The organism is Pseudomonas sp. S9 (genome assembly GCF_000222125.1).
Classification (GTDB): domain Bacteria; phylum Pseudomonadota; class Gammaproteobacteria; order Pseudomonadales; family Pseudomonadaceae; genus Aquipseudomonas; species Aquipseudomonas segetis.
Genome location: NZ_AFFX01000005.1, coordinates 144,062 through 167,709 on the forward strand (window position 1 = coordinate 144,062; position 23,648 = coordinate 167,709).

Below are 23,648 nucleotides of genomic sequence, written 5' to 3' on the forward strand. Positions count from 1 at the left end.
CATTCATAATTTGCCCATTCGGGCTTGTTCCACCATCAGCTACTTCGAGAGACGGATGAATATCACCAGCTTTGCGCAACGCGTTTCATTGTCACTTTTGCTAATTGCTGCGCCAGTCGCATTTGCCCAGCAAATGGATACACCTGCGCCACCCCAGCTGGCGGCTAAATCCTATGTGCTGATGGATGCAGCAACAGGTCAGGTACTGGTTGAGAATGAAGGTGACCAGCGTCTGCCGCCTGCGAGCCTGACCAAGCTGATGACCGCCTATATCGCAACCCTGGAGATCAAGAAGGGGCAGATCAGCGAAAGCGATATGGTCACCATCAGCGAGCACGCCTGGCGCACAGGCGGCTCGCGTATGTTCGTCAAGGTTAATACCCAGGTGTCGCTGAGCGACCTGCTGCACGGCATCATCATCCAGTCGGGCAATGATGCCAGTGTTGCCGTTGCCGAGCACATTGCCGGCAGTGAAGATGCATTTGCCGACATGATGAATAACACCGCCAAAGAGCTGGGGCTGACCAACAGCCACTTCATGAATGCAACTGGCTTGCCGCATCCAGACCATTACTCCTCGGCGCACGACATGGCCAAGCTGGCCCGTGACATCATTTATATCGACCCGTCCCACTACGCAATTTATTCGCAGAAAGAATTTCTCTGGAATAACATCAAGCAGCCAAACCGCAATCTGCTGCTGTGGCGCGACAAGACTGTTGACGGCCTGAAAACCGGCCACACCGATGAAGCCGGGTATTGCCTGGTGGCATCTGCAGTGCGTGATGGCATGCGCCTGATCGCCGTGGTATTCGGCACCAATAGCGAACAGGCGCGTGCCGCTGAAACGCAGAAGCTGCTGACCTATGGTTTCCGCTTCTTCGAAACCCGTACTTTCTACAAGAAAGGTGCGGAGCTTGCGCAAACTGCAGTGTGGAAAGGCGCTGATCACCAGGTCAAGGCCGGCCTGGCAGAAGACTTGACCTTGACCTTGCCAAGAGGCCAGGTGGACAAGTTGCAAGCCAGCATGACCATGACGCCGCAACTGATTGCACCGATCAAGCAAGGTGACGTTGTCGGTAAAGTTGAAGTCAAACTGGGTGATAAAGTGGTGCAAAGCACCGACCTGATTGCACTTGAGCCTGTCGAAGAGGGTGGCTTCTTCCGCCGCGTGTGGGATAGCATTCGCTTATTCTTCTACGGCTTGTTCAGCTGATAACTTGCTTAGCGCCTCTAAATACCCTTGCCCTGTTTGCGGTTCAGGTGTTCGGAGGCGTCTAATGCGCCCCTATCCGGGGCGTAACACATATGGACGGGCCAAAAGCCCGCTGATGCCATGACTGATACTGACGATGTAAAAGCACCAAAAATCGAGTTTCCTTGCGAGCGCTACCCAATCAAAGTGATTGGCGATGCGGGCGAAGGCTTCGCTGATCTGGTGATTGATGTGATTCAGCGCCATGCTCCCGAGCTGGACCCTGGAACATTGGTCACGCGGGACAGCAGTAATGGGCGCTACCTGTCTGTACAAGTGCTGATCACTGCGACGGGTGTCGAGCAACTGCAAGCCATTCATGTTGATTTGCGAGCAACTGGCCGCGTCCACATGGTGTTGTGATGAGCCTGATCGGCTTTCGTGAGTTGGGGCAGGTGGCCTATGAGCCGACCTGGCATGCCATGCAGCGGTTTACTGACAGCCGTGGCCCTGAAACCACTGACGAAATCTGGCTGCTTGAGCACCCCCCTGTATTTACCCAGGGACAAGCCGGTAAAGCCGAGCATGTACTGCTGCCGGGCGATATTCCGGTGGTGCAGGTGGATCGTGGCGGTCAGGTGACCTATCACGGCCCGGGCCAATTGATTGCCTACCTGATGCTCGATGTTCGTCGCTCCAAGCTCGGTGTTCGTGATTTGGTGACCCGCATGGAGCAGAGCTTGCTGGACCTGCTGGCCAGCTACGGCGTCACTGCATACACCAAGAGCGATGCCCCGGGTGTCTATGTGGGAGACGCAAAAATTGCTTCGCTCGGCCTGCGTATTCGCAATGGCCGCTCATTCCATGGACTGGCCCTTAATACCGACATGGACCTGTCGCCGTTCCAGCGTATCAACCCCTGTGGCTATGCGGGAATGGCAATGACTCAACTGGCTGACCTGGTTGAGACACCAATAGAATTTTCCGAGGTTCGTGCCCGGCTGCGTGACCAGCTCGTCAAACACCTCGACTACGCTGAACAGAAGACCCTTGCGGGCGGAATTGACTGATGAGCACTGTGGAAACAGCCGGCAAACCGGCCAAGGTTGAAGTAGGCGTCAAGCTGCGTGGCGCAGAGAAGATGGCGCGCATCCCGGTAAAAATTATCCCGACTGACGAGTTGCCTAAAAAGCCTGACTGGATTCGTGTCCGAATTCCGGTTTCGCCAGAGGTCGATCGTATCAAGCAACTGCTGCGCAAGCACAAGCTGCATAGCGTGTGCGAAGAAGCGTCCTGCCCGAACCTGGGCGAGTGCTTCTCTGGCGGTACTGCAACCTTCATGATCATGGGGGATATCTGTACCCGTCGCTGCCCGTTCTGCGACGTTGGCCACGGGCGTCCAAAGCCACTGGATACCGACGAGCCAACCAACCTCGCCGTGGCTATTGCCGACTTGAAGCTGAAGTACGTGGTGATCACTTCGGTTGACCGTGATGACCTGCGTGACGGCGGCGCCCAGCACTTCGTTGATTGCCTGCGTGAAATCCGCAAGTTGTCACCGAATGTGCAATTGGAAACCCTGGTACCTGACTACCGTGGTCGCATGGATGTTGCCCTGGCGATTACGGCCAACGAGCCGCCTGATGTGTTCAACCACAACCTCGAGACTGTACCGCGCCTGTACAAGGCTGCGCGTCCTGGTTCCGACTTCGAGTGGTCTTTGGACCTGCTGCAAAAGTTCAAGCAGCTGGTGCCGGGGGTTCCTACCAAGTCAGGCTTGATGCTGGGCTTGGGTGAAACCGATGAAGAAGTCATCGAGGTGATGAAGCGCATGCGCGAGCATGACGTGGATATGCTGACCCTGGGTCAATACCTGCAGCCCTCGCGCAACCACTTGCCAGTGCAGCGCTTTGTGCACCCGGACGTCTTTGCCTGGTTTGCCGAAGAAGGCCTGAAGATGGGCTTCAAGAACGTGGCATCCGGCCCGTTGGTACGTTCCTCCTACCACGCGGACCAGCAGGCTCATGGCGCCAAGGCTTAAGCGGGTTTGAGGCCTCAGGGCGGCTTTGAGCCGCTCTAAGCCATACGCACATTGAAAAGGCGACCCTGGGGTCGCCTTTTTGGTTGCTTGGATTTGTTTGTCGGGATCAGTGGTCGCGCAATTGCTGCAGCAACTCGATGCTTGGATAGCCATCGGCGGGCTGTTGCTGCTGTTGCTGGAACGCGCGCACGGCCTTGCGAGTATTGGCGCCAATGATGCCATCGGCCTTGCCTGGCTCGAAGCCTTTCTGTGCCAGCAGCTGCTGTAGCTCAATACGCTCCTGGCGGCCAAGCTGGCGCTCGCCAACCGGCCATCTGGCCTGAACGCCTGCGGCGCCACGCAGGCTGTCGCTGAGCAAGCCTATGGCCAGTGCATAAGAGGTGGAGTTGTTGTAGCGCAGAATGCTGCGGAAATTGTTCATCAGCAAGAAGGCCGGGCCCTTGTGACCTGCTGGCAGCAATAGGGTAGCCATCGACTCGGATGGCACTGACGCGGCGCTGCTGTTGACCGGCTTGACGCCTAGCGCTTGCCATTGGCTCAGGGTGCGGCGCACTTCCGGGTCGGCCAGGGCATAGTCGAAGCCTGCTGGCAGGCGTACTTCAAACCCCCAGGGTTGGTTCATTTGCCAGCCGGATACGTTCAGGTATTGGGCCGCAGAGGCCAGGGCGTCGGTTGATGAGCGCCAGACGTCACGCTTGCCGTCACCGTCAAAGTCCACGGCGTGCTCGTTGTAGGTGGTTGGCATGAACTGGGTTTGTCCCATCGCACCAGCCCAGGAGCCGACCAGATGTTCGGGGTCGGTATCACCATGCTGGAGAATTTGCAGCACGGCCAACAGTTGACTGCGCCAAAAGGCCTGGCGCCGTCCCTCGTAAGCGAGCGTTGCCAGTGAGCGCACGACATTGTAGCTGCCAATGTTGCCGCCAAAGTTGCTCTCCATGCCCCAGATGGCGACCAGGGTTTCGCGATTGACCCCATAGCGCTGCTCGATACGGTCCAGGGCCTGGCGTTCTTGCAGCATCAGGGTCTTGCCCTGTTTGACGCGGGCTGGCGACACCGCGCCGTCCAGGTATTCCCAGACCGGGCGAGTGAACTCGGGTTGGCTGTTGTCCAGGCGTAGAACATCGGGGTTTGGAGTCACGCCTGCAAACGCTCGGTCAAACAGTGTTTCGCTTATCCCTGCGGCGATTGCATCGCTACGCAGCAGCATGCGCCATTCGGCGAAACTTAGTGCCGGCTGGGCTGTTTGCGCCACTTCAGGCGTGGGCGCGGGTTGGGTTATTGGCGCGGCTGTTGGTGTCCCGCTCATTGATTGAGCAGGTGCTTCAGAGCAGGCACTCAGAAGTACAAAGGAGAGGGTAATAGAGGTGTGGCTCAGGCCACGGAAAAGCAGGTTTGGCATGGTGGTCTCAGCACGTTTCCCAGTGACCTACCATAACATGGATGAGGCTGTATGCAGACTGAAACGGTGGTTTCAGGCAGCCATGAACGAACAAGCCTCCCAGTTTTGCTGGGAGGCTTGGCGACGGTAACTACCTTTACCTTTCTGTGGCTTTTGTTGCTGGCTGCGAAATAGCGGCTGGGCAACGATTGACTTGGCTTTATTCGGTCGTTTTTGACCTGATTTGCTCATGGCTTTCTCCACATTGCGTGTTTACAGCAGTGCTGCGGCGCAAATGATGGGCCGGCTGTGGAATAAAGTCCAGATTGGCGTGGTCGGGCAGGTAAGTGCCAAACGGCGTTTGTTGGTGCCTGGGTTATAGGGCGTTGCTGATGCTCAGGCGTTTTCCGCATATGCTCAGGGTCAGCATGTTCAGCGTGCTCCAGGCATCACCAGGGGCCTGGCCCTTGATCTGTGCATCAATGGCCTGCGCGTCCTCCAGCAGTTTGGCCCAGCGCAGGGCTGAGTGGCGTTGCAGGGCCTTGCTGACCAGGGGCCTGCGTTTATCCCAGACCGGTGGGCGAGCAGAGCTGAAGGCTTTGTCGAGTGGCATGCCTTGGCCGTATTGCTGGGCAATGGTCGCCAGCAAACGTATCTCGCGGGCCAATGCCCAGAGGATCACCGGCGGTTCCACTCCTTCGCCGCGCAGGCCTTCAAGCATGCGCAGGGCGTGCTCGGCCTCGCCATTGAGTGCAGCGTCGATCAGGCCAAAGACACCAAAGCGGGCGCTGTCGGCCACGGCAGTCTGAACGGTGTCGACATCAACCTGATTACCCTCGGCGAGTAACTTGAGCTTTTCGATCTCTTGCGCCGCGGCAAGCAAGTTGCCTTCGACCCGCACCGCAATCATCTCGACTGCCTCCTGGGTTGCGCTCAGGCCAGACTGGGCCATGCGCTGGCGAATCCATTGGCCGAGCTGGTTGGCATCCACCGGCCAGATCTGCAAGAACTGGGTGTTTGGACCTTCGATCAGGGCCTTGGCCCATTTGCTCTTTTGCGTACTGCCGTCGAGTTTGGGCAGGCTTACCAGCAGGACTGTGTCTTCCGCGGGGCGTGCAAGGTATTCAAGCAGGGCTACGCCCTTGTCGCTTGGCTTGCCACCGGGAATGCGCAACTCAAGCAGGCGCTTGTCGGCAAATAGCGAGAGGCTGGCGCTGGCCTGGAGTAAATTGCCCCAATCGAAGTTGGCTTCGGCGTTGAACACCTGGCGTTCGCTGAAACCCTGGGCGCGGCAGGCTGCGCGTATCGCGTCGCACGCTTCCTGGCAGAGCAGCGGCTCGTCGCCGCTGACGACGTAAACGGCTGCGAGTGCCCCCTGTAGGTGTTTGCCAAGTTGTGCGGGGTTCAGTTTCATCTGCGCCGTGGCCTCTAGAAAGTGGCGGGTTTAGCCAGATCCGCCGGGCGTGGTGGGCAAGGCCTGTCCACCACAGTGCAGCCATATATTGAATGCCAGTGGCGCAAGGGCTGGACGGCAAATGTTCAGGTCGCACCTTTGGCAGCCTAACTAAAAGGGTGGACGAATAAACGACGTCCACCCAAGGCTTTACTGTGCGGGTATTTCCATTGGCGACTGCTGCGGTTCAGCGGCTTGGCGCTGGCGCGCGGCTTCTTCTGCATCTGCTTCGGCCTGGGCCTTGGCTTCTGCGGTTTGCAGCAATGCATCAAGCTGTGCCGGAGTGATCAGTTGCAGGCGCAACATGAGCTGATTGATCAGGTCGCGGCGCATTTCCTGGCGCAACTGGGCCATCTCTTCGTCGGAGCCCACGATGTTGTTGCCGTCGCGGGTTTGGATGCTGCGTACTTCAAGCTGATTGTTCAGCAACAGCAGATTCTTGCTGCCGCCCCGGATTTCGTAGTCGAGACGGGTAGTCAGCTCGTTTTCTGCAGTTTGTGCTGAACTGGTGTAGCTAGCGCTACGTTGGGTTTCCTGCTCATTGACCAGTGCCAATGTGTAAGGCGCGCCCGCATTGACCTTGACCTTGTTGTTCTCAAGGGTTTCGGTGACTTGCTTGACTGTTTCACCGTAGGCGTTACGTGCGGTCACGTTGAGTTCAGTCAGGGTGAATTGCACATCGCCGGTGCCGCGCAGCTGAAAGCCGCAAGCACTGAGTAGGGCGGTCAGGCCGATTAGTAGCAGATTCCGTTTGATCATCTTGTATCCCCTTGGCGAGCGTCCCGGCGCGGTGCATTGCCCGGCGCCGGGCTCTAATCAATTAGCGACTATGTTGACCAGTTTACCCGGCACTACGATCACTTTGCGGATGGTCATGCCTTCGGTGAAGCGCAGCACGTTTTCGTTAACCCGGGCAGCGGCTTCCACCTCTTCGCGGCTGGCGCTGGCAGGCATTTCAACTTGTCCGCGCAGCTTGCCGTTGACTTGAATCACCAGCGTCAGGTTGTCTTGTACCAGTGCCGACTCGTCCAACTGCGGCCAGCTGGCATCAATGGCCGCGGTCTCATGGCCCAGTTGCTGCCAGATTTCGTGACTGATGTGCGGCGTGATGGGCGCCAGCAGCAGCACCACGGTTTCCAGGCCTTCCTGCATCAGGGCACGGTCCTGGTCTGTGGTCTGTGCGGCTTTTTCAAGTACGTTCATCAAGGTCATCACGGCGGCGATTGCGGTGTTGAACTTGTGATGCTGGCCAATATCCTGGCTGGCTTGCTTGATTGCCAGGTGAATGGCGCGGCGTACTTCTTTCTGGGCGTCGTTCAGTTCAGCCGGTTGCTTGGCATCCGGCAAGCCGGCGCTGACGTGGGCCTGGGCCAGGCGCCAGACTCGGCGCATAAAGCGGCTGGCGCCTTCAACGCCAGAGTCGGACCACTCAAGGCTCATGTCGGGCGGCGAGGCAAACATCATGAACAAGCGGCAGGTATCGGCGCCGTACTGGTCGATCATGGCTTGCGGGTCGACGCCGTTGTTTTTTGACTTCGACATCTTCTCGGTGCCGCCAATCTCCACTGGCAGGCCATCAGCCTTGAGTTTTGCCGCGATCACCTTGCCCTTGCTGTCGTGCTCGATTTCGACGTCGGCCGGGTTGAACCAGTCCTTGGCGCCGTTTTCAGCAATGCGGTAGTAGGTATCAGCCACCACCAAGGCTTGGGTCAGCAGTTTCTTGAACGGCTCGTTTGAGTTCAGCAGGCCTTCGTCACGCATCAACTTGTGGAAGAAGCGTGCATACAGCAAGTGCAGGATCGCGTGTTCGATGCCGCCAATGTATTGATCAACCGGCAGCCAGTGATCGGCAGCGGCTGGATCAACCATGCCGCCGGTGTAGTTGGGCGAGGCGTAGCGGGCGAAGTACCAGGACGATTCGACAAAGGTGTCCATGGTGTCTGTTTCGCGCTTGGCCGGTGCGCCGCATTTCGGGCAGCTGCATTCGTAGAATTCAGGCATGCGCGCCAGCGGTGAGCCTGCGCCATCCGGGACTACGTCTTCCGGCAATACGACCGGCAGCTGGTCTTCCGGAACAGGTACATCGCCACAGCTGTCGCAATGCACGATAGGAATCGGGCAGCCCCAATAACGCTGGCGGCTGATGCCCCAGTCGCGCAGACGGAACTGCGTGCGAGATTTACCCAGGTTTTTATTCTGCAGGGCGACTTCGATCGCGTCGAAGGCGCCAGGGAAGTCGAGGCCGTCAAACTCGCCGGAGTTGATCAGCTCGCCGTGCTCGCCATAGGCTTCCTGCCAGGGCGCAGGCGTTGCATCGCCTGCGCTGGTACGCACTACGGCCTTGATTGGCAGGTCGTACTTTCTGGCGAACTCGAAGTCGCGCTCATCGTGTGCCGGCACGGCCATGACTGCGCCGTCGCCGTAATGCATCAGCACGTAGTTGGCGACCCAGACCGGGAGTTTCTCGCCCGTTAGCGGGTGTTCAACGAACAAGTTCGTTGGCAGGCCTTTCTTTTCCTGAGTGGCGATGTCCGCTTCAGCGACGCCGCCACGCTTGCATTCGTCGATAAATGCCTGCAGCTCAGTGTTACCTTGCGCTGCTTGCGTGGCCAGCGGGTGCTCGGCCGCCACCGCGACGTAAGTGGCGCCCATCAGGGTATCCGGACGGGTAGTGAATACTTTCAGTTCGCCGCTGCTACCAATGCTGGCAACGTCATAAGGGAAGCAGACTTCCATGCCGCGCGACTTGCCGATCCAGTTGCGCTGCATGGTCTTGACCTGTTCAGGCCAGCCATCGAGTTCATCCAGGCTGCTCAAGAGCTCTTCCGCATATGCGGTGATCTTGAAGTAGTACATCGGGATTTCGCGCTTTTCGATCAGCGCGCCACTGCGCCAGCCGCGGCCGTCGATAACCTGCTCGTTAGCCAGAACGGTCTGGTCGACCGGGTCCCAGTTAACACTGCCGTTTTTACGGTAGATCACGCCTTTTTCAAACAGGCGGGTGAACAGCCACTGCTCCCAACGGTAATAGTCAGGCTTGCAGGTAGTGACTTCGCGTGTCCAGTCGATTGCCAGGCCCAGGCTTTTCAGTTGGGTCTTCATGTAATCGATGTTTTCGTAGGTCCACTTGGCGGGCGCAACCTTGTTCTTCATGGCGGCGTTTTCCGCCGGCATGCCAAAGGCATCCCAGCCCATCGGCTGCAATACGTTCTTGCCCTGCATGCGTTGATAGCGGGCAATCACATCACCGATGGTGTAGTTGCGCACGTGACCCATGTGCAGCTTGCCGCTCGGGTAGGGGAACATCGACAGGCAATAGAATGTTTCCTTGCCTGGTTGTTCACTCACTACAAAGGATTTTTGCGCATCCCACTGGGATTGCGCGGCGGCTTCGATTTCGCGTGGCTGATACTGTTCGTGCATGGCTACTTGCGCTAGGAATAGAGGCTTTCGGGAAACGCCGTAGCATACATGACCCCCGGCAGCAGTGGGAAACCCTGATTTCATTATCTGGCCATCCATCAGGCAGTTGCTCACCGTTTGTCGCAGCGGCCCACTGCATAAGGCCAGGTCGCTAAGCTTTCAGTAATAGAGCATGTATACCCGGATGAGGTGCTTGATGGGCGAATTTAAAAGGGTAAAAGCCAGTGCCGGGTTATATGGCCGTTTACTGCAACGGCTGGCCACCGCGCTGGATGACGCACAAAGCGTGCAGGGTCTTGTTACAAGTGAACCACAAGAGTTGGAGTTACGTGGCTTGACGCCTGCCGAGCTGGGGTTGATCAATGCCTATCTGGAACGTGACCTGAGCTGGCTGCAGGGCTGGCATGCCGCCGCCAGGGAGTTTTCCAGCCTTGAGCGTCGTCCCAGTTGGAGCATGCAACGCAGGGCCGCGTCACGATCAAGGTTATTGAGCGCCAGGCGTGGGCAATTCAGTTGCGCCCTGTGCGGCAGCGCCTTGGCAATGCCGTCGCTTTCGCGGGCATCTAGTTGCCAGGCGTGTGGTTCAACCCTGTTTCGGCTGGTGCGCGCTGGAGTGCATTGAGTTTCGTTACAGTTGTCCGGCCAGCTTTAATGCCGGGGACTTTGACCTGTGCTGCTGAATCGAGGCCGCGTTCTGATATATTTCAGCGCGCCCTGTTCGTGACAATGCCGTTCGCGACTGTCGATGGATTGACTCAATGCCGCTTCTTTTCCTGATCAAGCAACTGTGCATGCCGCCAGGCGTGTTGTTTATCTTGCTGATTCTTTCATGGTGGCTGCGCAAGCGGGCGCCGCGTATTGCTGCGTGCTGTTTTTTCTGTGGTGCCGGAGGGCTTTGGGTCATGAGCTTGCCGGTGACGGTTGAATGGGCGGCGCGGCAGATCGAAACGGAACCGGCGCTGAGTACGGAGCAGGTCGCTCAGTTGGCGCAATTGGCCGATGCGATAGTCGTGCTTGGGGCCGGGCGAGACCAGGGCGATGCGGCCTGGACGGAGGATCAGCCCAGTGCGTTGGCCATCGAGCGCCTGCGCTATGCGGCAAGGTTGGCCAGGGCTTCAGGCTTGCCAGTATTGATATCCGGCGGATTGCATTTCGGCAAGCCGCCAAGCGAGGCGGCGATTATGGCCGACGTGCTGGACGAGGATTTTTCCGTGGCCACGCGTTGGCAAGAGTCGCAGAGCCGGACCACTTGGGAAAACGCACAATTTAGTCGTGAAATCCTCGCAGCAGAGAAGATCAATCGCGTGGTCGTGGTTACCCAGGCCTTTCATATGGCTCGTGCGCGCTGGAGTTTCCAACAGCAGGGTTTTGCTGTGGTGCCTGCTCCGGTTGGGTCGCTGGCCAAGCTGGACGCTCGTCCGGATGCAGGCTGGTTGCCTGACGGCAAGGCCTTTATGCAAAGCACCTGGCTGATTAATGAGGCGATAGGTCATATGGCCTATCGCCTCTTCTACTAAGTTTCCTGTCGAGGCTGCTTAGACTGTCTTGGCCATGCGGCTGGCCAGTAAAGCCCAGCCGAACAACAGGCCGCAGAGAATAATCAGCGGCCAGGAGCGAAACTGCAGGTAAGGCGTCAGGCCCTGCATTGGATGGACGCTGCCGTACAGCATGCCGCGCTTGAACTGCGGCAGCTTTGCCGTGATATCCCCCATTGGGTCGATCAGCACGGTCATGCCGTTGTTGGTGGTGCGAATCATCCAGCGACCCGCCTCCAGGGCGCGCATTTGTGCCATCTGCAAATGTTGCAGCGGACCGATCGAGCGACCAAACCAGGCGTCGTTGCTCACGGTGAGCAGTAGATCGCTTTTGGCGGCAAGGCCTGCGGCAAACTCTGGATAAACCACTTCATAACAGATCAGTGTGGCAATTCTGTAGCCCTTGGCTTCAAGCAGGGGCTGATCGGAATCGCCGCGAGCAAAGTCCGACATGGGCAGGTTGAAGAAGGCGATCAAGCCGCGCAGCACTTCTTGCAATGGTACATATTCGCCAAATGGCACTAGCTTTTGCTTCAGGTAATCTCCGCTGCCCTGGCCAAGCACGGTCACACCGTTGTAATAGCGCAACTCGCCGGCCTTATTGGGCTGGCGAATCGGTACGCCGGTGATCAGTGCTGACTTTCGCTCACTGGCAAAGTTATCCATGCTGCCCAGGTAGCCGAGGGCCTGGTCCTTGAGCACCGGCACCGCTGTTTCTGGCCAGATGACCAGGTCGGTTGGCTTGGCATTGAGTGTCAGGTCGCGATACAGCTCAAGCTGGGCTTCAAGCTTGGCGGGGTCCCATTTCATGCTCTGTTCAATATTGCCCTGGATTGATAACAGGCTCAGCGGCTGTCCGGCGGGTTGGGTCCAGGCATGACCGTTGAGCAGCAAGCCAGCTAGCCAGGGCGCGGCCAATAGCACTACGCCGGCACTTAGAAACGCAGGGCGTTTGCGTAGCGAGTAGAGATTGATCAACAGCGCTGCGCTGAGAGCCAGGGTAAATGAGATCAGCCATACGCCACCGACTGGCGCAAGCCCGGCCAGTGGTCCGTCGAGCTGACTGTAACCGGCGTAAAGCCAGGGGAAACCCGTCAGGAACCAGCCGCGAAAGGCTTCCTGGGCCACCCAGAGTGCGGCGAATGCCAGGGCGTCAGCCAGTGGTGCCTCGGGGCGGCGAATCCAGCGCGCCCAAATGGCGGCGGGCAAGGCGGAAAACAGCACAAGGCCCATGACGAAACCAAGCGTCAGCAGGCCCGCCAGCAGGGGAGAGGCATCGCCAAAGGTGTGAATGCTGACGTAGACCCAGCTGGTGCCTGCGGCAAACAGGCCGAACCCATAGCACCAGCCACGGCTAGCCGCTTTGCCCGGTGCCAGGTCGCGCAGGCCAAGGTAAAACAGGGCGATTGAAAGCAGCGCCAGTGGCCAGATATCAAAGGGTGCAAGGGCCAGTGTAGTGATGGCACCTGCAGCCATGCTGATCAGGTTACCTAGCCAACCCGGGCGGGTGATCCAGCGCATGTTGAATCCTAGACGATAAAAGACCGCTGGAGGCTATAGGTAAGCGCCCATGTTCGGCAAGTTTAGAGTTGATCTTGTTGTCCCGGCTGAGCCAAATCAGCTCGGCCGGGACCTGTATCAGCCTGCCAGAGGCGTGAGGCGCAGCAAATGTACGCGTCGGCTGTCGGCATTGAGGATGCGGAAGCGGAAACCGCCGATCTCGGTCACTTCATTGCGTTTTGGCAGGTGGCCAAAGGCGCTCATGACCAGGCCACCAACAGTATCGAACTCGTCGTCGGAGAAGTCGGTGCCGAAGGCTTCATTGAAGTTGTCGATCGGGGTCAGCGCCTTGACCAGGAAATCCCCGCTTGGCAGCGGCTTGACGTAGCTGTCTTCCTCGACGTCGTGTTCGTCTTCAATGTCGCCGACGATCTGCTCAAGCACGTCTTCAATGGTCACCAGGCCCGCGACACCGCCGTACTCGTCAATCACCACCGCCATGTGGTTGTGATTGGCGCGGAATTCGCGCAGCAGTACGTTGAGGCGCTTGGACTCGGGAACAAAGGTCGCCGGGCGCAGCAGGTCCTTGATGTTGAAGCTTTGCTGCTCCTCCTGCAGGATCAGCGGCAGCAGATCCTTTGCAAGCAGAATGCCGATCACATCATCAAGGCTTTCACCCACTACCGGATAGCGCGAGTGCGCGGCCTCGATAATCGATGGCAGGAACTCTTTTGGAGTTTGGGTGGCTTTGATGCTGATCATCTGTGAACGTGGAACCATAATGTCGCGAACTTGCAGGTCGGCGACCTGGATTGCGCCTTCAACGATGGCCAGGGCCTCGCTGTCCAGGAGCTTGTTCTGGTGCGCTTCGCGCAAGACTTCCAGCAGTTCTTGACGGTTTCTCGGCTCGTGAGCAAAAGCCTGTGTCAGCTTGTTCAGCCATGACTTTTGCTCGTTGCTCGATCGGTCTTCGCTCATGGGGTTTTACTCAGGATCCTTGCTTGTGATCAATCATTCGTCGTCGGCATAGGGGTCGGGATGACCCAGCTCGGCGAGCAGTTTACGTTCCAATGTTTCCATTTCCTCGGCTTGCGCATCTTCAATATGGTCGTAACCAAGCAGATGCAAGCAGCCGTGAATCACCAGGTGTGCCCAGTGGGCGGTCAGGTCTTTGCCCTGTTCCATTGCCTCGCGGGTAACCACGGGTGCACAAATTACCAAGTCGCCCAGCAGCGGGATATCGAGCATTTCATCCGGTACGTCCGCCGGGAACGAGAGCACGTTGGTGGCGTACTCGCGTTGGCGATAAGTGTGGTTGAGCTCCAGCCCCTCGGCTTCGTCGACAAGGCGTATGGTCAACTCCGAGTCAGCGCTACGCTGGCGCAGGGCAACCTCGCACCAGTTGAAAAACTGCGCTTCGCTGGGTAAATCGCCGGCATCGCTGGCGATTTGAAGGTCCAGCTCAAGCATCGTTGCTGCCTCGTTCATTGGCGGGCTTGCCCTGTGTGCGCTCGTCGAAGCGCTCGTAGGCTTCGACAATACGCTGTACCAATGGGTGGCGGACCACGTCCTTGGGCTTGAAGTGAGTAAAACTGATGCCGGGAACGTCGCGCAAAACCTCTATCACATGGGTCAGGCCGGATTTGGTGCCGCGTGGCAGGTCGACCTGGGTGATATCGCCGGTGATCACTGCGGTGGAGCCGAAGCCGATCCGGGTCAGGAACATCTTCATCTGCTCAAGCGTGGTGTTCTGGCTTTCGTCGAGAATGATAAAGCTGTTGTTGAGGGTTCGGCCGCGCATATAGGCGAGCGGGGCAACCTCAATCACCTGTTTCTCGATCAGGCGGGCTACCTGTTCAAAACCGAGCATCTCGTACAGTGCGTCATACAGCGGGCGCAGATAGGGGTCGATCTTTTGCGACAGGTCGCCAGGCAGGAAGCCGAGTTTTTCACCGGCTTCAACTGCGGGGCGTACCAGCAGGATGCGGCGAATTTGCTCGCGCTCCAGGGCGTCAACCGCGCAGGCGACAGCCAGGTACGTCTTGCCGGTGCCTGCCGGGCCAATGCCGAAATTGATGTCGTGCTCAAGTATGGATTTGACGTACGCCTGCTGATTGGTGCCGCGCGGCCTGATCATGCCTTTGCGCGTGCGCAGGGCTACGTTGGATTCGACCGTTGAGTTTTTCAGCTCCTCGATACCGGACTCCTGCAGGAACAGGTGCACCATGTCGGGCGACAGTTCCGTGTTTTTGGCTTCACGGTAGAGGCGGCGCAGTAGTCGCTCTGCTGCGCGGGTTTGCTCGCCATCGCCAAGCAGTTCGAACTGATTGCCGCGATTACGGATTTCGATTTCGAGACGCTGCTCAATCAGGCGCAGGTTCTCATCAAATTGGCCGCAAAGATTGGCAAAGCGGTTGGCTTCGAACGGCTCGAGGATAAAATGATGTGGTTCTGTCTGTATGTTCAAAATAATAAGTTGGCCGCCAGTCGGCAGGGGTCGTTGAGCAAGAATAGCCTTAGCTGTTCACGCATGAAAGCATGAACAGCATAGGCTTTAGTCCAGTCTGTATGAAAGGCCCTGATTTATTGGGCTGCACAGGTTTATTCTGCGCCCGGGTCGGTAATCAGGCTGCCACGCAGCGAGTAAGAATGGGCGCTGTCGATCATTACGTCGACAAATTGGCCAATCAGGCTCGGGTTGTCGCAGCGGAAGTTGACCACGCGGTTGTTCTCGGTGCGGCCTTGCAGCATGCCAGGGTCTTTCCTTGAATAATCGCTGACCAGAATGCGCTGGACGCTACCGACCATGCGTCGTGTGTTGGCCGAGCCGATCTGGTTGATGCGATCCTGCAGGATCTTCAGTCGCTGTTTTTTCAGCTCTTCGGGGGTGTCGTCGGGCAGGTCGGCGGCTGGCGTTCCAGGGCGCGCGCTGTAGACGAACGAGAAGGAAAAGTCGAAGCCGACATCCTCGACCAGTTTCATGGTCTGCTCGAAGTCTTTCTCGGTTTCGCCCGGGAAACCGATAATGAAGTCGGAGCTGATCAGGATCTCCGGAACCACGGCCTTGAGCTTGCGAATCCGTGACTTGAACTCAAGCGCCGTATGGTTGCGCTTCATGGCCGCGAGAATCCGGTCGGAACCGGATTGCACAGGCAAATGCAGGTATTTGACCAGTTCCGGGATGTCCGCGTGGGCCTGGATCAGTGCGTCGGAAAACTCCAGCGGGTGCGAGGTCATGTAGCGAATACGGTCAATGCCGTCGATCGCTGCGACCGCATAGAGCAGCTCGGCGAAGTCGGCGGTCTGGCCGTCGCCGGTGTCGCCCCGGTAACCGTTGACGTTTTGCCCGAGCAGAGTCACCTCGCGCACACCGTTCTCGGCCAGGTGGATGATCTCTGAAAGCACGTCGGCCATGGGGCGGCTGACTTCTTCGCCGCGGGTGTAGGGCACTACGCAAAAGGTGCAGTACTTGCTGCAGCCTTCCATCACCGAAACGTAGGCGGTCGGCCCGTCAATGCGTGGTTCTGGCAGGCGGTCGAATTTTTCGATTTCCGGGAAGGAGACATCAACTTGCGGCAGCTTGGTGGTGCGTGCGGCGTTGATCATTTCCGGCAATCGGTGCAGGGTTTGCGGGCCAAATACCACGTCGACATAGGGCGCGCGGTCGCGAATTGCCGCGCCTTCCTGGCTGGCAACGCAGCCTCCGACCCCGATGACCAGGTCCGGGTTGCCCAGTTTCAGTTCACGCCAGCGGCCCAGCTGGGAATATACCTTGTCTTGCGCGCGCTCACGGATGGAGCAGGTGTTGAGCAGAATCAGATCTGCATCTTCGGCGCGTTCAGTAACTTCCAGTGCTTGATGTTCGCCCAAAAGATCGACCATGCGCGAGCTGTCGTACTCGTTCATCTGGCAGCCGTGGGTTTCGATGTAAAGCTTCTTGGTCATGCGGGCTCAAAGGGTGATTCGAAGAACCGCGCATTATAAGCCCCAAGCGCTTGTGTTCCTAGGGGTTGTTGATGGTTGGTCGCAAGAAGAAATAGAGCCTATACCTGGCTGGCTGCATGCTATGATTCGCGCCCGTTATTTTTCTGGCCCGACTAAACTGCCTATATGAGCAAGCGCGAACCTATCTATAAAGTGATTTTTCTTAACCAGGGTCAGGTGTACGAAATGTACGCCAAGCAGATCTTTCAAAGTGATCTGTGGGGCTTTTTGGAGGTGGAGGAGTTTGTCTTTGGCGAGCGCACCCAGGTCGTAGTCGACCCGAGTGAAGAGAAACTCAAGGCACAGTTTGATGGCGTCGTGCGCAGCTTTGTGCCGATGCATTCAATTATTCGAATTGATGAGGTCGAGCGCCTGGGCACACCGAAGATCAGCGAGGCCAAGGGTGGCGGCAATATCATGCCGTTCCCCATGCCGATGCCTGACAAGTAGGCCGGACCTGTTGTTGGCGCATCAACACTGTTCAGCAGCATTGGTGCGCCTGTCCGCTAGGGTAGCGGGTTGAAAGGCGTTATATGTTCGGCTGTCTGCAGTTCCTGCAGGTAGTTGCGGAATATCTGCCCCAGCACCTGGTTGGAAATTTCCAGCTCACTGCGCTGCATTTGCGCGGCAATCAGGTCTGCGCTGTCCATGGCCTGGTCCGAGCCGTTGACTGCCGCCATCTTCAGCACAATGTAGGCCTGAATATTGTTGGCCTGCACGCCTTCGCCGCGAAAGAACATCATGCCGAGGTGATACTGCGCTTGCGCGTGGCCCTTGAGTGAGGCCTGCTCGAACCAGTTGAGCGACTGTTGCAGGTCGCGGGGCGCGCGTTCACCATCGTAATAGAACTCACCCAGCTCAAAGGCTGCCTGGGGATCGCCTGCATTGGCGGATGCCAGACACGCTTCAAGTGCGTCAGGCAGTTCTTCGGGAGCGGTGTTTAGTGAGCAGCTCCCTGTCGCCGGAATAAGCAGCGAATTACCGCCCGCAAAAGCGAGTAAGGGCAGAAGCAGCAGGCAGCCCAGAGAAAGGGCGCGGCCGGTGCGGTTCATGAAAGTCCGTGTTCCTCGCAGTGCAATACGACTAATGAGTGGCCCGTAAAACGTGGCGGGTGTCACATTATGAAATAAGCAGCGGTGTTCTTACAAAGTGTTTAGGGTGTTTATCGTAAATAGCTGTAATACGGCGGCTTTGCGTCCCGTGTGGATTCACAGGAAAACCGTATTTATTTCATTTAAATCCGCAGCTTGAGCGGTTAAATGGCTCGCCGGCGAGCTATTGCCTTGTTGGCTCACCGGTTTGAGTTGAGACCGCGCTATGCCCTGGCAGTTTCAATAATAGCCAGGCAAGTAGCGGATAGGCGGGTGTCAGCAGCAGGTGAAACAGGTCTACCCGGCGTATGCCACCCAAGTAGCCATTGGTGCCAACAGCCAGGCCTGCGACTGCAAAGAGTCCAACCGCAGCGGCTGCCGCGCAGATCAAGGCCTTGTTGTGGCGCTGGATGATTCCGGCGTAGAGCACCAGCGCGAGGGTGCTGAGGTTCAGCAGCAAGCGGTACTCAGCCAGTTGATTAAGTTGCCGTGCCAGTTCGAAGAAGGCGCACAGGCCGAGCAGTATCCGTCCCCAGTTGCTTCGACTCCAGGCCCAGCGGCGGCTTAACGCCAGGGCTGCCCAGCCGATCAGGGGCAGGCCGAGGAAGGGGCTGGCCTGGCTCAGCCCGAGATGGGTGCCTTGCCAGTCAGGGTCAAGGCCATAGCGCACGCTGCCGCAAATAGCAGCGCCAGCTGTCAGGGCGAACCCAAGCAGGGCGCAGAACAAGGCCGGTTGATCGGCTTCGTGGTAACGCGCCCGGGCCTTGCCAACGATGAGGGCGCTGGCGATGCAAGCCAGCGCCAGCAATGCGTCGCTGGCGGCAGTGCTGTACTGCATCAGGCTTTGGACATCTCGGCGAACGCATTCTCGGCTGCATCGAGGGTCAGCTTGAGCTCTGCGTCGCCAAGTGCGATCGAAGTGAAGCCGGCTTCGAATGCGCTAGGCGCCAGGTACACGCCACCCTTGAGCATCAGGTGGAAGAACTGCTTGAAGCGTTCGGTGTCGCTGCTCATCACGTCTTCAAAGCTGCTGATGCTCTTGCGTTCGGTGAAGTACAGGCCAAACATGCCGCCGGCTTGGGTGGTGGTGAAGGCGATCCCTGCAGCATCGGCGCGCTCTTGCAGGCCTTGCAGCAAGCGAGCGGTGTAGTCGCTCAGCTCGGCGTGGAAGCCCGGGCGGCTGATCAAGCGCAGCGTGGTCAGCCCGGCGGCCATGGCCAGCGGGTTGCCGGATAAGGTGCCAGCCTGGTAAACCGGGCCCAGCGGGGCGATGTGGCTCATGATCTCGCGTTTGCCGCCGAAGCAGCCAACGGGCATGCCGCCACCGATGATCTTGCCGAAGGTCGACAGATCTGGCGTCACGCCGTAATGCGCCTGAGCACCGCCCAGGGCAACGCGGAAACCGGTCATGACTTCGTCGAAGATCAACACCACGCCATGTTTGTCGCACTGCTCGCGCAGGCCTTCAAGGAAGCCGGGCGCTGGCGGTACACAGTTCATGTTGCCTGCCACAGGCTCGACGATGATGCAGGCCACGTCCTTGCCGACTTCTTCCAGGCACTTGGCCACGGCGTCGATGTCGTTGAAGGGCAAGGTCAGGGTGTGCTTGGCGAAGGCTTCGGGTACGCCCGGTGAGCTTGGCACGCCAAGGGTCAATGCGCCGGAGCCGGCCTTGACCAGCAGGCTGTCGGAATGGCCGTGGTAGCAGCCTTCGAATTTGATGATCGAGTCACGGCCAGTAAAGCCACGGGCCAGGCGGATTGCGCTCATGGTCGATTCGGTGCCGGAGCTGACCATGCGCACCATTTCCATGGACGGCACTATGCTGCACACCAGGTCGGCCATTTCGGTTTCCATGGCTGTTGGCGCGCCGTAAGACAGGCCGTGCTCCAGCTGTTTGCGTACCGCGTCAAGCACTTCCGGGTGGCTGTGGCCAAGGATCATCGGGCCCCAGGAGCCCACGTAGTCGACATAGCGCTTGTCGTCTTCGTCAGTGACATAGGCACCTGCGGCGTGTTTGAAGAACAGGGGAGTACCGCCCACACTCTTGAAGGCGCGAACCGGGGAATTTACGCCGCCTGGGATGTGTTGCTGGGCATTGGCAAACAGGGTTTCTGAGCGTGACATGGGAGCCTCTTAAAGTCTGCGCAGGGCAATCGAGCCCTGCAAAATTTAATCTGTGGTTGGCCTGCGGCCTAGTTAAATAGCGCGCTGAGCGCACGGGCGCGGCGTTCGACTTCAGCGGTCGAGTCGGCGGCAAACAGCCCGTGAATAACTGCAATCATGCTGGCGCCTGCGCTGATCAACTGCGGGGCGTTCTCAAGGGTGATGCCGCCAATCGCCACGATTGGCAGGTGGAAGCGAGTCGCGGCCTGGTTAAGCAGTTCGACAGTCGCACTCGGCGCACCCGGCTTGGTGTTTGAGTTGAAAAAGCGGCCAAAGGCGACGTAGCTGGCACCTTCGCTGACTGCGTTCTGCGCCAGCTCAAGCTCGGCGTGGCAGGTGCCGCCTATAATGGCATTGCGGCCCAGCAGGGCTCGCGCGGCTGCCAGCGAGCCGTCACTCTGGCCCAGGTGAAAGCCGACGCCAAGACGTGCTGCCAGTTCTGCGTCATCGTTGATGATCAAGGCTGCGCCGTAGCGATCACACAGCTCGCGCAATGCTTCAGCCTCGCGCAGGCGTCGTGCTTCATCGGTCGATTTGTCACGGTACTGCAGTAGCCTGGCGCCACCTTCAAGCGCCGCCTCGGTATAGGGCAGCAACTTGTCACCTGCCAGAAGCTGGCTGTCGGTAATTGCGTAGAGCCCGCGCAATTTCATCGGATGTTCTCCATCAGACCCCATCCAACGGCAGGCGCCGTGGAATAAATTGGCCCTGGCCGGGCCGTTCTGCGTCGCGCAGGGTGCGCCAGGTGTAGTCGAGAGCTGTGCGCACTGCGCTGATCAACTCTTCGCCAATCGCCAGGCGTCCTGCCAAGGTACTCGCCAGGGTGCAACCCGAGCCGTGATAGCTCCCAGGCAGGCGCTGGCAGGTGAAGGTGTGTTGGTCGCCGCCGCGCGAGTAAAGGCGATTGTGTACTTCGTGCTCGTCACCATGGCCGCCGGTAATCAGCAGGTGTTCGATGAAGGGCAGCAGTTTGGCGGCGCACTCATCGGCGCTGCCATCAGGCAATTCGGCCAGGATCCGGGCTTCGGGCAGGTTGGGCGTGGCAATTGTTGAGGCCGGGAAGAGTCGTTCGCGCATGGCGTACCCGACTTCATCCTTACCCAGCGCGCCACCACCTCCTGCGCGCAGAACGGGGTCGCAGACCAGGGGAATACCGGGCAGCTTGGCGCGGATCTCCAGCACCGTCTCGACCATTTCGACCGAGCCGAGCATGCCCAGCTTGATCGCCTCGACATGCAGGTCGGCGATGACGGCATTGGCTTGCGCCAGCACCCATTCGCGATCCAGCACGCGGAAGTCACTCACGTTGACAGTGTCCTGAACGGTCAAGGCAGTCACCGTAGGTGCAGCGTGACAGCCCTGGGCGAGCAGCGCTTCGATATCGGCCTGCAAACCGGCACCACCACTTGGGTCGTGTCCAGACAGGCAAAGTACTACTGGGCGGGAAGTAGGCATTTTCATGGTGCGCGAGCTTATCATTAAATCGCGGATATTGGCCTGCGACATGAATGTCTGGCGCTATAGCGATTGGCGATTTTAAAGCGGGTGGCTAGAACGCTTGCCTGACCCATGTATCAGGATTTCAGCTTGGGTTAAAACCTTTGGCTAAATGTGAGCTGGTCAAGTTACTGCATAATATGTGAGAAGGTTGCTTATTGCAGGTTTTAGCCTGTGATATCGTGTCGATAATTCGAAGAAACAGGCATGCCAGACGGCGTCAAATAAGTGAGTTGGGGCTCACGGCGCAGTCCGAAGTTGTCGGTCATCACGTTACCGCGGGGCTGAATGCGCACCATTTTGATCCTGTTGCTTGCTGTCTGGCCGGTGTTGGCCGGGGCCGTGACATTTGATGAACATACGCGATCAGTAGATTTGGGTCGCGAGAGCTATGTACTTGAAGACGCCAGTGGTGCCGCCACTATTGATCAAGTCTCGTCGGCTGACTTTGCGCCGCGTTTCAAGCGCCAATCTGAACAGGTACTGAATGCCGGTTACTCGCGGTCGGTATTTTGGCTGCGTGTTGATCTGGATTACCAACCCTTGCAGGCGACTGGCGAGAAATCCTGGCTGGTGGAGTTTGCCTATCCACCACTCGATCACCTGATGCTCTACTGGAGTTGGCCTATCCACCACTCGATCACCTGATGCTCTATATCGACAACGGCCGAGGTGGTTTCGACCTGCAGCGCAGGACGGGTGACGCCCTGCCTTATGCTTCGCGGGAAATCAAAAACAATAACTTCCTGTTCGAGTTGGGCTTGCAACCCAACCAGCCCCGGCGGGTCTATTTGCGCTTGCAAAGCCAGGGGTCCATCCAGGCACCGTTGAAGCTTTGGGCGCCGAATGCCTATATAGAAAGCCAGCCGACGCGCATATATGTGCTGGGTATCATCTACGGCGTGCTGTTGGGGATGATGGTCTACAACCTGTTCATCTATCTCAGCGTGCGCGACACCAGCTACCTTTACTACATTCTGTATATTGCCTCCTTTGGTCTTTACCAGGTGTCGGTGAACGGCGCGGGTATCGCGTATTTCTGGCCGGAGAGCCCATGGTGGGCGAATGCCGCCACGCCCTTCTTGATCGGCTCCGCGACATTTTTCGGCACCCAGTTCGCGCGTAGTTTTTTGCAAACCTCCCATCATGGCAAGTGGCTAGATCGCACTCTGCTTGTTGTGATGCTGGTGGCGGTGCTGGTGATGGTCTTGGCCTTGACCGCCAGCTATGCCTTGTCACTACGCCTTGCCACATACCTGGCGTTGGTCTTCACCCTGGTGGTTTTCTGGGCGGGCCTGAATGCCTGGTTGAGCGGCATGCGCGTGGCGCGTTACTTCATCTTTGCCTGGTCGGCGTTTTTGCTCGGTGGCATCGTCAATACGCTTATGGTCCTCGGCTTTTTGCCAAATGTGTTTATCACCATGTACGCCAGCCAGATTGGCTCGGCGCTTGAGGTGGCACTGCTGTCCCTGGCCCTGGCGGACAGGATCAACGTTCTCAAGGAGGAGCGCACCGCTATTTTGCAGTCGGCCCGGCGTGAGCTGGAGTCGCTCAACCAGGCGCTGGCCAACAATAATCGGCTCAAGGACGAGTTCCTGGCGACCATCAGCCACGAATTGCGCACGCCCATGAATGGAGTGATTGGCTCTTTGGACTTGTTACAAACCGTTCGCCTGGACAATGAAATGGAGCAGTATCGCGCCATGGCCCAGGGGTCCGCGCAAGAAATGATGCGCATGATCAATAACATCCTGGTCCTGACGGAGTTGCAGGCTGGCCGCTTGTATCCTTTGTGCGAGCCATTCAGCTTGCGGGTATTGATTGATTCGCTGAGCGACCAGTACATGCCGCTTGCGCAGGGCAAGGGCCTGGAGTTCGTGGTTGAGTACGATGAGGCGCTGGCCGATGAGTTGGAAGGTGACTTGGCCAAGCTTCGCATGAGTATCGGCATTCTCCTGGATAATGCGATTAAGTTCACTGATAAAGGCAGCGTGACCTTGCGCATCAGTTCGCAACCTGGCGCCCGGGCTGATGTGCCGTTGTGCATTGATGTGATTGATACCGGTGCGGGCTTCAACCAGGCCCATAACCACTCCTTGTACCAATGCTTCCAGCAATTGGACGGCTCGATGACCCGGCGCTTTGGTGGCTTGGGCATTGGCTTGGCTATTTGCCGGCAGATGGTCGCCCTGCTTGACGGTGACCTGAGCCACGAGTCGCAGCCGGGCAGGGGCAGCCATTTCAGACTGAACGTGCGCCTGGCGCTTGCCGGCACACTCGCCGCTGCACCCCATTCGCAACGCCAACCTTCATAAAGCTGATCAATTGCCCGTCTTTCAGGGCGGGATCGCTGGCTGAAACGACCTCGAATCTGCCTTAAAT

22 protein-coding genes and 1 pseudogene are annotated in these 23,648 nt (G+C 58.2%); 8 read left to right on the top strand and 15 right to left on the bottom strand.

Annotated features, from left to right (window positions below):
- The first annotated feature begins 55 nt into the window (after nucleotides 1-55).
- From PSES9_RS0112040 to lipA, 4 genes are all read left to right on the top strand, one after another.
- Entirely contained in the window at nucleotides 56-1,216 is a 1,161-nt protein-coding gene (locus PSES9_RS0112040) for a D-alanyl-D-alanine carboxypeptidase family protein (RefSeq protein ID WP_010487247.1), read from the top strand.
- A gap of 120 nt (nucleotides 1,217-1,336) precedes the next feature.
- Nucleotides 1,337-1,618, top strand: a complete 282-nt coding sequence (locus PSES9_RS0112045) for a DUF493 domain-containing protein (protein ID WP_010487248.1) — start codon at nucleotides 1,337-1,339, stop codon at nucleotides 1,616-1,618.
- Entirely contained in the window at nucleotides 1,618-2,265 is a 648-nt protein-coding gene (gene lipB / locus PSES9_RS0112050) for a lipoyl(octanoyl) transferase LipB (protein WP_010487249.1), read from the top strand. The genes PSES9_RS0112045 and lipB overlap by 1 nt, the downstream gene beginning before the upstream one ends.
- On the top strand, nucleotides 2,265-3,236 hold the full coding sequence (gene lipA, locus PSES9_RS0112055; protein WP_010487250.1) for a lipoyl synthase: 972 nt from the start codon (nucleotides 2,265-2,267) through the stop codon (nucleotides 3,234-3,236). The genes lipB and lipA overlap by 1 nt, the downstream gene beginning before the upstream one ends.
- Nucleotides 3,237-3,342: 106 nt before the next feature.
- Here lipA and PSES9_RS0112060 read toward each other — a convergent pair whose 3' ends face one another.
- The 5 genes from PSES9_RS0112060 to leuS all read right to left on the bottom strand — a co-directional run bounded on the left by PSES9_RS0112060 (nucleotide 3,343) and on the right by leuS (nucleotide 9,493).
- Nucleotides 3,343-4,638 (bottom strand): lytic murein transglycosylase, encoded by a 1,296-nt coding sequence (locus PSES9_RS0112060; protein WP_010487251.1) that lies wholly within the window; start codon nucleotides 4,636-4,638, stop codon nucleotides 3,343-3,345.
- Between the two features lie 72 nt (nucleotides 4,639-4,710).
- On the bottom strand, nucleotides 4,711-4,869 hold the full coding sequence (arfA, locus tag PSES9_RS0112065) for an alternative ribosome rescue factor ArfA (protein WP_010487252.1): 159 nt from the start codon (nucleotides 4,867-4,869) through the stop codon (nucleotides 4,711-4,713).
- Nucleotides 4,870-4,993: 124 nt separating this feature from the next.
- Nucleotides 4,994-6,031 carry a DNA polymerase III subunit delta gene (holA, locus tag PSES9_RS0112075; protein ID WP_010487253.1) on the bottom strand — a complete coding sequence of 346 codons (1,038 nt, stop codon included), beginning with the start codon at nucleotides 6,029-6,031 and terminating at the stop codon, nucleotides 4,994-4,996.
- 189 nt (nucleotides 6,032-6,220) lie between these two features.
- A complete protein-coding gene (locus tag PSES9_RS0112080; RefSeq protein ID WP_010487254.1) occupies nucleotides 6,221-6,829 on the bottom strand; it encodes an LPS-assembly lipoprotein LptE in 609 nt (202 codons plus the stop codon).
- 57 nt (nucleotides 6,830-6,886) lie between these two features.
- Nucleotides 6,887-9,493, bottom strand: coding sequence for a leucine--tRNA ligase (gene leuS, locus PSES9_RS0112085; protein ID WP_010487255.1), 2,607 nt, complete (start codon nucleotides 9,491-9,493; stop codon nucleotides 6,887-6,889).
- Nucleotides 9,494-9,689: 196 nt separating this feature from the next.
- On the opposite strand from leuS, the gene PSES9_RS0112090 reads away from it, so the two are divergent.
- Complete coding sequence (locus PSES9_RS0112090) at nucleotides 9,690-10,115, top strand: hypothetical protein (RefSeq protein WP_010487256.1); 426 nt, start codon at nucleotides 9,690-9,692, stop codon at nucleotides 10,113-10,115.
- A 136-nt stretch (nucleotides 10,116-10,251) separates the two neighbouring features.
- Nucleotides 10,252-11,010, top strand: a complete 759-nt coding sequence (locus tag PSES9_RS0112095; protein ID WP_010487257.1) for a YdcF family protein — start codon at nucleotides 10,252-10,254, stop codon at nucleotides 11,008-11,010.
- Between the two features lie 18 nt (nucleotides 11,011-11,028).
- On the opposite strand, the gene lnt is transcribed toward PSES9_RS0112095, so the two are convergent.
- The 5 genes from lnt to miaB all read right to left on the bottom strand — a co-directional run bounded on the left by lnt (nucleotide 11,029) and on the right by miaB (nucleotide 16,473).
- The gene (gene lnt, locus PSES9_RS0112100) at nucleotides 11,029-12,549 is read right to left on the bottom strand and encodes an apolipoprotein N-acyltransferase (protein WP_010487258.1); all 1,521 of its coding nucleotides are present in this window, start codon (nucleotides 12,547-12,549) and stop codon (nucleotides 11,029-11,031) included.
- Between the two features lie 117 nt (nucleotides 12,550-12,666).
- Nucleotides 12,667-13,506, bottom strand: a complete 840-nt coding sequence (locus tag PSES9_RS0112105; protein ID WP_010487259.1) for an HlyC/CorC family transporter — start codon at nucleotides 13,504-13,506, stop codon at nucleotides 12,667-12,669.
- 33 nt (nucleotides 13,507-13,539) lie between these two features.
- Complete coding sequence (gene ybeY / locus PSES9_RS0112110) at nucleotides 13,540-13,998, bottom strand: rRNA maturation RNase YbeY (protein ID WP_010487260.1); 459 nt, start codon at nucleotides 13,996-13,998, stop codon at nucleotides 13,540-13,542.
- Nucleotides 13,991-14,995, bottom strand: a complete 1,005-nt coding sequence (locus PSES9_RS0112115; protein WP_010487261.1) for a PhoH family protein — start codon at nucleotides 14,993-14,995, stop codon at nucleotides 13,991-13,993. Before PSES9_RS0112115 ends, ybeY begins: the two co-directional genes overlap by 8 nt.
- 134 nt (nucleotides 14,996-15,129) lie before the next feature.
- Nucleotides 15,130-16,473, bottom strand: a complete 1,344-nt coding sequence (miaB, locus tag PSES9_RS0112120) for a tRNA (N6-isopentenyl adenosine(37)-C2)-methylthiotransferase MiaB (RefSeq protein ID WP_010487262.1) — start codon at nucleotides 16,471-16,473, stop codon at nucleotides 15,130-15,132.
- Nucleotides 16,474-16,638: 165 nt separating this feature from the next.
- Here miaB and PSES9_RS0112125 point away from each other — a divergent pair, with 165 nt between their 5' ends.
- Entirely contained in the window at nucleotides 16,639-16,962 is a 324-nt protein-coding gene (locus PSES9_RS0112125) for a DUF1820 family protein (protein WP_010487263.1), read from the top strand.
- A 56-nt stretch (nucleotides 16,963-17,018) separates the two neighbouring features.
- Here PSES9_RS0112125 and PSES9_RS0112130 read toward each other — a convergent pair whose 3' ends face one another.
- The 5 genes from PSES9_RS0112130 to PSES9_RS0112150 all read right to left on the bottom strand — a co-directional run bounded on the left by PSES9_RS0112130 (nucleotide 17,019) and on the right by PSES9_RS0112150 (nucleotide 21,230).
- Entirely contained in the window at nucleotides 17,019-17,564 is a 546-nt protein-coding gene (locus PSES9_RS0112130) for a tetratricopeptide repeat protein (protein WP_010487265.1), read from the bottom strand.
- A gap of 223 nt (nucleotides 17,565-17,787) precedes the next feature.
- Nucleotides 17,788-18,441, bottom strand: coding sequence for a DUF6962 family protein (locus PSES9_RS0112135; RefSeq protein WP_010487266.1), 654 nt, complete (start codon nucleotides 18,439-18,441; stop codon nucleotides 17,788-17,790).
- Nucleotides 18,441-19,730: a glutamate-1-semialdehyde 2,1-aminomutase gene (gene hemL, locus PSES9_RS0112140; RefSeq protein WP_010487268.1), complete on the bottom strand. Its 1,290-nt coding sequence runs from the start codon at nucleotides 19,728-19,730 to the stop codon at nucleotides 18,441-18,443. Before hemL ends, PSES9_RS0112135 begins: the two co-directional genes overlap by 1 nt.
- Before the next feature lie 68 nt (nucleotides 19,731-19,798).
- Nucleotides 19,799-20,422, bottom strand: coding sequence for a thiamine phosphate synthase (thiE, locus tag PSES9_RS0112145; protein ID WP_010487270.1), 624 nt, complete (start codon nucleotides 20,420-20,422; stop codon nucleotides 19,799-19,801).
- A gap of 13 nt (nucleotides 20,423-20,435) precedes the next feature.
- On the bottom strand, nucleotides 20,436-21,230 hold the full coding sequence (locus PSES9_RS0112150; protein WP_010487272.1) for a bifunctional hydroxymethylpyrimidine kinase/phosphomethylpyrimidine kinase: 795 nt from the start codon (nucleotides 21,228-21,230) through the stop codon (nucleotides 20,436-20,438).
- A 324-nt stretch (nucleotides 21,231-21,554) separates the two neighbouring features.
- On the opposite strand from PSES9_RS0112150, the pseudogene PSES9_RS23465 reads away from it, so the two are divergent.
- Nucleotides 21,555-23,557 (top strand): annotated as a pseudogene (locus tag PSES9_RS23465) (sensor histidine kinase); the annotation flags it as partial.
- Nucleotides 23,558-23,648 lie beyond the last annotated feature (91 nt).